Source organism: Mycoavidus sp. B2-EB, assembly GCF_014218255.1.
GTDB lineage: Bacteria > Pseudomonadota > Gammaproteobacteria > Burkholderiales > Burkholderiaceae > Mycoavidus.
Map to the genome: position 1 here is coordinate 1,162,980 of NZ_AP021872.1, position 11,670 is coordinate 1,174,649.

General features: G+C 47.5%; 7 protein-coding genes and 2 tRNA genes. 4 read left to right on the plus strand and 5 right to left on the minus strand.

Translation table 11 applies throughout. The annotated features are described in order from the left end of the window. The first annotated feature begins 138 nt into the window (after positions 1–138). From trxA to MPB2EB_RS05150, 4 genes are all read left to right on the plus strand, one after another. On the plus strand, positions 139–465 hold the full coding sequence (gene trxA / locus MPB2EB_RS05135) for a thioredoxin TrxA (RefSeq protein ID WP_185181294.1): 327 nt from the start codon (positions 139–141) through the stop codon (positions 463–465). Between the two features lie 172 nt (positions 466–637). After that, positions 638–1,900: a transcription termination factor Rho gene (gene rho / locus MPB2EB_RS05140; protein WP_185181295.1), complete on the plus strand. Its 1,263-nt coding sequence runs from the start codon at positions 638–640 to the stop codon at positions 1,898–1,900. A gap of 182 nt (positions 1,901–2,082) precedes the next feature. After that, on the plus strand, positions 2,083–2,355 hold the full coding sequence (locus tag MPB2EB_RS05145) for a type B 50S ribosomal protein L31 (RefSeq protein ID WP_185181296.1): 273 nt from the start codon (positions 2,083–2,085) through the stop codon (positions 2,353–2,355). 117 nt (positions 2,356–2,472) lie between these two features. Further along, the gene (locus MPB2EB_RS05150) at positions 2,473–4,212 is read left to right on the plus strand and encodes a glycosyltransferase family 39 protein (RefSeq protein ID WP_185181297.1); all 1,740 of its coding nucleotides are present in this window, start codon (positions 2,473–2,475) and stop codon (positions 4,210–4,212) included. Positions 4,213–4,236: 24 nt separating this feature from the next. Here MPB2EB_RS05150 and MPB2EB_RS05155 read toward each other — a convergent pair whose 3' ends face one another. From MPB2EB_RS05155 to MPB2EB_RS05180, 5 genes are all read right to left on the minus strand, one after another. Then, positions 4,237–5,439 (minus strand): MFS transporter, encoded by a 1,203-nt coding sequence (locus MPB2EB_RS05155; RefSeq protein ID WP_185181298.1) that lies wholly within the window; start codon positions 5,437–5,439, stop codon positions 4,237–4,239. A 111-nt stretch (positions 5,440–5,550) separates the two neighbouring features. Further along, positions 5,551–5,625 (minus strand) — tRNA-Arg (locus MPB2EB_RS05160). A 24-nt stretch (positions 5,626–5,649) separates the two neighbouring features. Continuing rightward, a tRNA-Gly gene (locus MPB2EB_RS05165) sits at positions 5,650–5,724 on the minus strand. 896 nt (positions 5,725–6,620) lie between these two features. Continuing rightward, a complete protein-coding gene (locus MPB2EB_RS05175; RefSeq protein ID WP_185181300.1) occupies positions 6,621–10,442 on the minus strand; it encodes an NACHT domain-containing protein in 3,822 nt (1,273 codons plus the stop codon). A gap of 482 nt (positions 10,443–10,924) precedes the next feature. Continuing rightward, on the minus strand, positions 10,925–11,665 hold the full coding sequence (locus MPB2EB_RS05180) for a sulfite exporter TauE/SafE family protein (RefSeq protein ID WP_185181301.1): 741 nt from the start codon (positions 11,663–11,665) through the stop codon (positions 10,925–10,927). Positions 11,666–11,670: the final 5 nt, after the last annotated feature.

Below are 11,670 nucleotides of genomic sequence, written 5' to 3' on the forward strand. Positions count from 1 at the left end.
AGGCCTTCTGTAGCACACCTAACGAAGCAGACCCTAGCTTGCTTATGAAACCCTCTCACAACTTAAACAATTTAGGCTAAGATAACGCCTGTTTATAGGTTAGCCACAATTTCCAAGGTTGAAAGAGGTACATTCACAATGAATCCACTCATCAAGATTATTAACGACGCATCCTTTGAAGAAGACGTACTCAAAGCAGAACGGCCCGTATTATTAGATTTTTGGGCTGATTGGTGCGGCCCATGCAAACAGATTGCGCCTATCCTGGATGAACTTGCGCACACCTACAGCGATCGTTTGCATATTGCCAAAATCAATGTTGATGAAAATCAAGCTACACCCGCAAAATTTGGCGTACGCGGCATTCCAACCTTGATTCTCTTTAAGAATGGTGCTGTCGCTGCACAAAAAGTCGGCGCTTTATCGAAACACCAACTGACCTCGTTTCTTGATAGCCATCTTTGACGCTAGCATTTGCTTAAAACTGTACCGGCCACAAAAAAGTTTCTAAAAAAAACCGAGTAGCCGGACTACATTATGCTAGAATGCGAAAAATTACATACCGTTTGATTCCCTGAGCGTTCGCTCTTTCTTTCTATAGTCCTTAGCGACAAGTTTTCTCCCTAGCGGGATTCCTATGCACTTATCTGAGCTTAAATCTTTACACGTATCTGCCCTTATTGAAATGGCCAATGGCCTAGAAATTGAAAACGCAAACCGCCTGCGCAAACAAGAATTAATGTTTGCTATCTTAAAAAAGCGCGCAAAAACAGGCGAAACTATCTTTGGTGATGGCACGCTCGAAGTGTTACCGGATGGCTTTGGCTTTTTACGCTCGCCAGAAACCTCCTACTTAGCCAGTCCCGACGATATTTATATCAGTCCATCACAAATTCGACGTTTTAATTTACATACTGGCGATACGATTGAAGGGGAAGTCCGCACCCCCAAAGATGGCGAGCGTTACTTCGCCCTTGTGAAAGTGGATAAAGTCAACGGCCAGCCCCCTGAGGCCTCAAAACATAAAATTATGTTTGAGAACCTCACGCCACTCCACCCGAATAAACCGCTTTTACTAGAGCGAGAATTGCGCGGCGAAGAAAACATTACGGGGCGGATCATCGATGTGATCGCCCCCATCGGTAAAGGCCAACGCGGTTTACTTGTGGCCTCGCCCAAGTCAGGCAAAACCGTGATCCTACAACATATCGCTCATGCGATTAAGGCGAATCATCCAGATATTAAACTGTTCGTCTTATTGATTGATGAGCGCCCTGAAGAAGTCACCGAAATGCAGCGCTCTGTGGCCGGTGAAGTCGTTGCGTCAACCTTTGACGAACCTGCTTCACGCCATGTACAAGTTGCTGAAATGGTGCTTGAAAAAGCCAAACGCTTAGTCGAAATGAAGCATGATGTGGTGATTCTGCTTGATTCCATTACTCGCTTAGCACGTGCCTATAATACAGTCGTTCCAACTTCAGGCAAGGTTTTAACCGGTGGGGTAGATGCCAATGCGCTACAACGTCCCAAACGCATCTTTGGCGCCGCGCGCAATATCGAAGAAGGTGGTTCGCTGACGATCATTGGTACGGCCTTGATCGAAACCGGTAGCCGGATGGACGATGTGATTTACGAAGAATTTAAAGGCACCGGCAATATGGAAGTTCATCTTGAGCGGCGCATGGCTGAAAAACGAGTCTATCCTGCAATCAATTTGAATAAATCAGGCACCCGGCGCGAAGAACTGCTCATCAAGCCAGAAATCCTACAAAAGATTTGGGTTCTGCGTAAATTCATCCATGATATGGATGAAGTTGAAGCATTGGAATTCTTGCTTGATAAATTTAAACAGACTAAGAACAACGCTGAATTTTTCGATCTAATGCGCCGCGGCGGATAATTTTGATATAAATACCCACTATGCACAGGCATCAGGTTGCTTAAACTAAACCTTTACTTTATTAAGCAACCAGTTTTCTGGCATAATAATGTGTTTTCCACTTTGAAATCGCTTTCGCGCAACAAGGGAGTCCGCGTTAATGAGGCGCGGACAGAAGTGATTGCGCCACGCAAGGAATGAATATGAAAGAAAATACCCACCCAGAATACCGCGAGGTCGTCTTTATGGATATGTCGTCTAACGACAAAATCCTAACTCGCTCGACTATCCACACCCGGGAAACAACCCAATACGAAGGCAAAGAATACCCTCTTGCAAAGATGGAAATTTCTTCAGCCTCCCACCCTTTCTATACCGGTCAAAATAAAATTGTCGACAGTGAAGGAACCGTCGAAAAATTCAACCGGAAATACGCAAGTTACACTAAATCGGCAAAAACCTCAGACCCCGCATAATGCTCAAACACAGAGCTTTGGCATCGGTGTAGCAAGTGCTTACACCGAGAGGCGATCTAGGCAGCGCATAGGCTGCCTTTTTTATTTATTTTTTGCTTGAATGATTTATCGCCACGCATGAAATCCGCCGTTGTTCGTTTGACGACTACCGCCACGCGCACATTGCCACGCTGGTTATTGTTCGCTATTTGCATTGTATATGCAGTCACTGGCCTATTTGGGCGCGACCCATGGAAAAACGAAGATGCGGCCGGTTTCGGCATTATGTGGACGCTGGCCAATGGCCATTGGCAGGACTGGCTATTGCCCAATCTAGCCGGTAAAGCCATCACCAGCAGCGGCCCTCTTGCTTATTGGCTCGGTGCGATCAGCATACGCATATTTGGCGGCTGGATAGGTCCGGTTGGCGCTACGCATATTGTCACCGTGTGTCTACTGTGCATGAGCTGCGCCTTTGTCTGGCATAGCGGCTATCTACTCGGCCGCCGCGCTGAAGTTCAGCCCTTTAAATATGCTTTCGGTGGCGAACCTTCGTCACGTGATTACGGCCGCACTCTGGCCGATGGCGCGCTCTTGATTCTGCTTGGCTGCTTTGGGTTAGCCGAGCGCAGTCATGAAACCACACCTGAAATTACACAATTTGCTTGCATTGCGATGATGCTCTACGGCCTCATCCGCTGCATAGATAAGCCTAAGCAAGGCGCGCTCTGTTGGGGTCTGGCACTGGGCTTACTCTTACTTGCCGCTAATCCGCCTTTACTGGTTGCACTCTTAATCAGTACCCTTGCCTTAATGCTCGTGACACACGAGCTGCGTGTCAAAGCGCTCTTCACACTTGGCGTGCCGGTGCTCACTCTGATTGCGCTTGCTTGGCCGCTTGCCGCATACATTGCCTTGACCAGCGAGGCTAGCCCCTATTTATATGCCTGGCTCTTTGGCAATCTCCGCACGTTCTCTGGCTCTCCAGTCAGCACACTTTTTTACGCTTTAAAAAACCTACCGCTCTACACGTGGCCAGCCTGGCCGCTTGCCGCATGGTCTTGGTATAGTTGGGCAGGTTTGCGGCGCGCACCACATATCATGATTGCGCTGTCCGTAATAAGTGGGCTACTTATATTGATTGCCCTACAAACCCATCAGACGAACCGGCTCTTTTTGCTCTTATTGCCTGCGCTGTCGGTGCTTGCTGCATTCGGTTTGCCTACTCTTAAGCGCGGCACAATCAATGCAATTGATTGGTTCGCGCTATTAAGTTTTACCATTCTTAGCTCATTTGTCTGGCTGGTTTGGATCGCGCAGCAAACCGGTTTCCCAACTCAAATTGCGCACAATTTAGCTCGGTTTGCACCTGGTTTTCAGGCTGAATTTAGGCTTCCGGCATTTATTATTGCCCTATTTGTCACAGGCTGCTGGGTCATTCTCGTATATTGGCGACTCGCGCGCCGCCCTAAAGCATTATGGCGTAGTGTCGTCCTCTCAAGCGCAGGCACAACGCTAATGTGGGTATTATTGATGACATTATGGCTACCGCTTGTCAATTACAGCCGAACTTATCGGGATGTGGCCACCCAGCTTGCAAATCACTTGCCCACTGATTATCAATGTATTAGTCCGGTGCGCTTAGGGGATGCGCAAATTGCCTCTTTTGCTTATTTCGGCAAAATGCGTTTCGCCTTTGGTAACGAAGATTGTGATGTATTACTCCGTCAAGATACCTGGGATTATGGCGCACCCGCCTCACTATCACCTTTTGTTTGGAAGCTCATCTGGGAAGGCCGCCGGCCGGCCGATCGCGACGAACGTTTCCGGCTTTATCTACGTACCGAGCGGGTCAGTAAGCAATGGCCCAAAAAGTAATTCAGCGGAATACAGCAATCGTGTTTAATGTTTGCTACTGTTACGCCCCAATTTTTTGGCGTGCGGCATCAACCAGCATAGCAATAAAGGAATCAGCGTCAATAAAGCGCCTATTAAGAAACTCGCCGCTGACCCTAAATGATCCCAAAGCCAACCGGCACCGGCACTTCCCATCACCATGCATACACCGCTGGTTAGATTAGAAATGCCAAATGCTGTGCCGCGTAACTCTGCTGGCGCGGCTTCTGCTAGCAGCGCGGCTAAAATGCCATGGATAAATCCCATATGCAAGCCCCATAAGATAACCCCAAGCAACAAAAGTGCGAGCGAATGACCTAACCCAAATAGCAGATCCGCTAGAATCATCAGCACCAGGCCGCAAGCAAGCAAAACCCCACGCTCTATGCGGTCCGAGATTTTGCCGATCGGATAAGCGGACAATGAATACACCAAATACATAACTACAATAATGCCAGGAATCCACCTCGGCTCGAGGCCGGCTTGCTGCGCAAGTAACAGAATAAAGGCTGGCCTAAATTGCACCATAGAGAAGAGCGCTATAATCGTTACGATTAGCCAATAGTACGTTGAAAACTTACGTAATTTCCGCCAGCGCAAAGGAAATGATTGTAAAGAAGGTTTATGCGGTGCACGCTTTTTCTCATGAAGCCCAAAAAGCACTAGAGCCACGGCAATCCATGCGGGGAGAATAGGAAACCAAAGAATCAGCCGAATATTCTCCCCCGACCAAAACATCAGCCCCAGCGCCAGCAACGCGCCCATAACTGCGCCGAAAGTACTGGCTGATTGACGTAGACCAAAACAAGCGCCACGCGCTGCAGGCGAGCATATATCTGCAACCAATGCATCTCTTGGCGCACTTCGAATACCACGACCAAAACTCTCAAGCAAACGTGCGGCCACCAACATAGTGGGCAAATGCGCAAGGGGGAATAATGGCTTACTTAAAGCCGCCAAGCCATAACCTAATAATACCAGCCATTTACGCCGCTTAAGATAATCACTGAGCACGCCAGACAGAACTTTAATCATAAAACTCATCGCATCGGCCATGCCTTCAATTAGGCCCAGCGCGGTCACACTCATGCCCATTGTGCCAACCAGTAACATCGGCAATAAAACATGGCCTAACTCAAAAGAGAGTGACATGAAGAAACTGACTGCCCCTAACACCCAAACAATACGTGGCAGAGTCGCTTGTTTCATAGCGGTCTCCTAGCTAGGGGAAATACTTCCCCTGGATTGACTCACATATATGAATAATAGATGCAGATTGTTTTATATTGCCAGGAGCAATTAAGGGACAAGCTCTAGCGCTGGTCCCCCCGACAGGAATCGAACCTGTATCTAGCGCTTAGGAGGCACTCGTTCTATCCATTGAACTACGGAGAGCAGCATGCAGAAAATATTACAGATTGGAGCGGGCGATGGGAATCGAACCCACGTCTTCAGCTTGGGAAGCTGAGGTAATAACCATTATACGACGCCCGCTTTGCCTTATGCGGTATGGATTCTAGCAGATTTTTGACCCCTGCGCTTGCTCCGCAATATACGCAGTGCCGCTTTAGCTTTAGACTGACGTGAAATCAATTCACTGTCTTGAATTGTGCGATTTACAGCGCCAATGCTCTCAATGCCAACACCTGCTGGCAATGGCCCGAGCAAGCGCTAAAACTAGAAGCGTTTTATCACCAGTTACAAAAAATCCATCAATAAGATTTAATAATCTATTTCATGCGATGGGATACTTTCGAAGGTAGGTGCCTCAATGCAACGTCTCACAAAATAATTTACTCCGCCATCTCTCGGGAACGTATTATCGCTCCACGCTGCTTTAATAACCTGCAATCCCCTTCGCTGAGGCCTTTTACATCTTCGATTAAAGTATCCGTCGCCGTAAGCTTTGTATGCATTGATCTCCAACATAGGCGCGTATAATACTCGTTTCCCTCTTTTATCACCTGCCACTGGCAAACCAAATTATTCCCATCGCCGGTCAATAAATAATTACCGCCTGAGATCGCTTTCCAAGCAACACTCATCACTAATCCGTTAAAATCTTGAATCACTTTTTGACAGTGTCCCGAAGCAATATCCCACAGCCGCAGCAAGGCAAAAAATATGCTGCAACGTCAGGGTTTCTATCAACTTCGAATCTGCCGCCGCTAAATATATATGGTTATTCGCTGTATTATGATTGCCAATGGTTAAATTGTTTATAAAACCATTACCGATTTGCACGTTGCTTTCACTTGGATCATCGGTTCGTGCTTACGTATCAGAAAAAGCTGAAGCCAATTGAGGAATATATGAAGCTAAAGAAGGTTGAGTGCTCTGATTTAGATTAACCGGCGACATACTGGCTGCTCCTTTTTAATAATTCGTATTTAACCTACATTTCTTCGAAAAAAATCTAGCCATCCACTTGCATTTTTTGGAGGGCGCGCGCCACTCGGGTTTAATAGCCTATGTTGGACTTCGCTTAACCCTATTACGCCTTCTATTAGAACATCGCCTACTATCAGCCCTGCGTGCCCTGACATCCAATCCAGCCTGGCCTTATATCCTTCTCCCTCTTTTTTTACCTCCCACTTGCGTACGAGCTTATCTGCGCTGCCCGTCCACACATACTCCCCTTCGACCCGCTGTTGCCAAACTACACTTTGGACTTTTCCAATAAAACTTTGAATAATCCTTAAACATTGACCTGAAGATATTTCCCACAGCCGCACCGTATTGTCATAATTACCTGAAGCCAGCTGCGACCCACTCGGCGAATATGCTACGCTCGAAACATAACCCGTATGTCCACGCAAGATCAGGTCGGATTCTCCTCTTTTTAAGTCCCACAATCGTATCGTCTTGTCCCAACTCCCTGACGCCAACTGCGATCCACTCGGCGAATATGCTGCGCTCGAAACCCTACATGCATGTCCGTGTAAGATCGAGCCCACCCCCCCTGTTTCCACATCCCATAACCGCACCGTATTGTCACCGCTTCCTGACGCCAGCTGAGTCCCATTTGGCGAATACGCTACGCTTAAAACCTCACGTTTATGTCCCCGCAAGATCGGCCCCGGCTCCCCTGTTTGCGCATCCCACAGCCGTACTGTATTGTCATCGCCTCCTGACGCCAGCTGCAACCCGTTCGGTGAATACGCTATGCTGGAAACTCCTCTTTCATGTCCTCGCAAGATCGGTCCCGCTTCTCCTCTTTCCAGGTCCCACAGCCGTACCGTCTGGTCATAACTCCCTGACGCCAGCTGCCTTCCATTTGGCGAATATGCTACGCTACAAACTGCGCCTTTATGTCCACGCAAAATTGGGCCCGTTTCTCCACTTTGCGCATCCCACAGCCGCACCGTCCAGTCATTGCTCCCTGACGCCAGTTGCGTTCCGTTTGGCGAACATGCTACGCTGTTAACCCCATTTTCATGTCCGCGCGAGATCAGGCCAGACTCTCCTCGTTCCACATTCCATAGCCGCACCTCCTCCCCTCCCCCTGACACCAGCTGCATTCCGTTTGGCGAATACGCTATGCTATAAATCCAATCCGTATGTCCGCGTAAGATTGAGCACATTTCTCCTGTTTTCACATCCCACAACCACACTGTCTCGTCACTCCCCCCTGACGCCAGCTGTGATCCGCTCGATGAATACGCTACGCTCATAACTGCACCACGTTCATGTCCACGCAAGGTCAAGCCCAACTCTCCCCTTTCCACCTCCCATAACCGCACTGTACCGTCCTGTCCCCCTGATGCCAGCTGCGTTCCGTTCGGCGAATACGCTACGCAATGAACCTCACCTCTATGTCCGCACAAGATCAAGCCTAATTCTCCGCTTCGCACATCCCACAGCCGCACCCCACCATACTCCCCTGATGCCAGCTGCAATCCGTTCGGCGAATACGTTACGCTATTAACGCAAACCGCATGCCCGCTCAAAATCAGACTCGACTCCCCTTTTTCCACATCCCACAGCCGCGCCGTACCGTCATTACTCCCTGACGCCAGCTGCGTTCCGTTCGGCGAATACGCCACACTATTAACGTTACCGGTATGTCCATGCAGAATCGGGCCTGGCCGTCCTTTTTGTGCATCCCACAACCGCACCGTATTGTCATTGCCTCCTGACGCCAGCTGCATTCCATTCGGCGAATACGCTAGGCTCTTAACAAAACTTTCATGTCCCCGCAAGGTGTGGATATTTGCCCAGCTCGACGTGTCGTACACACAAATCTTGCCATCTAAAAATCCCACTGCACACGCTTTCCCATCCGGCAAATAAGCACATGAATACACTGCGCTTTTTTCTTTCAGGGTCGGCCATTCGCCAAACTTCACTCCCGCCATCTGCGCTTTGCTTAAATTCGCTCCGCGCAACCAGGCCTGACGAAAATTCACTGCCCTAAAATCCGATCCTTGCAACCGCGCTGAATCGAATACCCCATTACTCAAATCTGCACCAGGTATCCGAATTCCCTTTAAATCTGCTTCGATAAACTGCACACCTGCTCTGACAAATATCGTGATCGCATTCGCAGCGCCCACCGTCACAAAGGCACGAGGGTCTTTGGAAGCTTCTATCCAGGCATAAAGATGCGCCTTAAACTGCGGTTGCTCTTTCACCCGCTCCACCAGAAAATCTAAAATAACGGGCTCTTTAACCAACGAAAGCTGATTCAGCACATCTTCGGGATGAAGTTCTATCGCTTCAAAATCAGGCGCACAAATCGCTCGCGCTACTAAATACTCCTGCATCGACTTATGCGAAAATTCATAGTGCTGCTTTTGCTTTATCTGAAACGGTGCGTTAAAGCGTAATAATCGTTTCTGTGCACGCTCTTCTATCTTAGTTTCATCTGCAAAAAAAGCCTCGTATACGCTTTGGTATCGATTTTTAAAACCTTCACTATCCTGAACAGATATCAGACTTGCTTGAGTCAACTCCACTGCACAATTCTGAATATAAGCAAAACCTTGTTGTATAAATCCGCCTTTACGCTCACACAGCTCTTCTTTCGCTTCTTCTTCCTTCCGCGTTAACTCAATTGCCCCCAGGCGTGATTGCCAGTTTCCCCACCATTTCTGGAAATAATGCTCATAGACCGCTCCTAGCGTTAAAGCCTTCTGGTTTTGATTCATTTTTCCTAGCCCAGGCAGTACCTGCAACAGCAGACGCAATACGATCGGACGCTCCAGTTCCTTGCTTAAAGTCGTCAACTTGCTTAATGCCTGCTCATACTGTTCTACCGTCCACGGAGGATTGCTTGTGTTCACATAATTTTGAATATAATGAGACCTCTGCTCCGCAGAAAATGGTGCCATCCAGACTTCCCTCAATTCATCACGAGCCCCTTTAGGATGGAAATACGTTTGATAATTCGCATCTAAATACTCTGGGCGGCTCGTAATGACAAATTTCGTCTTTTCCCACCGCCATAACTCATTCAAATCATAAAAATTGCGATTCCGTTCCTTGATTTCATCATACCCATCAAAAATGAAAATGCAGCGTTGATGCGAATGTGTCCGTAGAGCCTCAATCTGCTCCGATGCAAATCCTTTGCCTTGTAAGAACTGTTCGATTATCTTTTCATTCGGATTTTTAATGCTTCTGAGCTCAATAAAAAAGACGAGAGGCGGATCGCTTTGGGTTTGAGAAAGGCGTTGATAATCCTCCAGCTTTTTAAGGGCCAGATGACGGTTAAATGTCGATTTTCCTGTACCCGCTACACCCTGCAGTAAGAATACGGTTGCTTCTGAGGCAAAAAATCGCTCCAATTCTGCTTCAAGGTCAACCTTCTCTTCACCCTGCCGACCTTTCTTGATTCCCTGGATCGGAACATACATTGACAGCACATCCCACTCTCCTCTGCCCTTTAAACTCCTTTCATACTCTTTCTTGAAGTCTTTGATATTTTCACCCAATAGCGCAAGAGGCTCAGGGATCGACTGCAGCGCTTCTTTTTGCGTTGTCTGACTCGTTTCAAACGCCTGGATTAAAGTTTCTTCGAATTTTGGATTTGAAGAGGTTAAATATATATGGTGATTCGTTGTATTATTATTGCCCATGATCGCGTTACTCATTGGGCCATTAGCGATTTGCACCCTGCTCTCACACGAGTCATCGGTTAGTGCTTGCGTATTAGAAAGAAACGGAACGAAGGAAGATCTGGTACTTTGGTCTGGATTAATAGGGGACATGCTAGTTATTCTCCTCTAAACACCCTCACTTATTGAGTCTGTGATTACACCAGTCATTATCGATTGGAGTTTCACTTATCAACTGATAAAACTCACCTGTCCCAAGTTACGGCAGTATGAGCAACGTCAAAAATTCCACAGCAAAGATACGACTCAGGCCCATTAAAAGCTTAAATCACCTATATACAAGCTAATTGAGAAACAAATTTTAGGCTATTTTTAATTCTATTATATTTAGCAAGAGTCTGTTCATCCGCCGATAGTGGGTTAGCAGCTGCTGCATAACTTCAAGTGTACGTTTTACAGAATCGCCTCACTTTTCTGCAAACCGTTTTTAATGTTTTTTAGCGTAAAAATAAGTGAGATGATTAATTCAGTTGGATTGCTACAAATCCATAGCAACGATAGCTAAAGCGACTTTCCAAGTGCTACAACAGATGCGTTCTTTACGTGAGTCGTAAGCAGAGAAAAGCATTTTATAGCTAAACCCAAACAGAAACCAACAAAGTAACCCCCGAAAAAGTGAGCAAACCGAGTACGATCTTGCGAAAAGTAAGCTCATCAATCCCTTTATATAAGCGCGCACCAATTAAAGTAGGTACCAACATAGCCACAGCTACAACCGCAAACATCGGTATCATGCTGCGCGTTACAACGCCTGTGGCAACGTAGCTCACCATTGTCGCCGTTAAAATAGAAAGGTTAAAATTTTGGATCACCGCACGCTGCGTATTTTTATCAAAGCTGCTCAACATACACCATAAAGTCGGAAGTGCGCCAGCGAAGCCCCCTAGCCCACCCATGATGCCGCCCAAGCCACCGACTATGCTGTCCGCTAGGCGCGAACGCAATTTAAACGGCGGGAGCCGATCTTTTAAAAGCATAATCGGACACCAAACGATCAGTAAGCATCCTAGGATGGTTTTTAAAAGACTCGTATTTAAGTAGGGCAATATCGCTATGCCAATAGGAATGCCGACTAACCCCCCTATGAGAAAAGGAAGCAGTAATGGCAAATTCAAGGAGCGGCGTACTGTCGTCACCGCCAATAACTGGCCCGTGAGCCCACCAAAAACAGTCATTGCAATCACCAGCTGCGGGTCGAGCACCCAAGCCCAGAATGACATGGAGACCATGCCAAACGCAAAGCCAGAAAGTCCCTGGACAAAACCCGCGACCATCGCGCCGAGTACTAAAATAAAAAAAGCTGAATCAAAAGACATTGCTA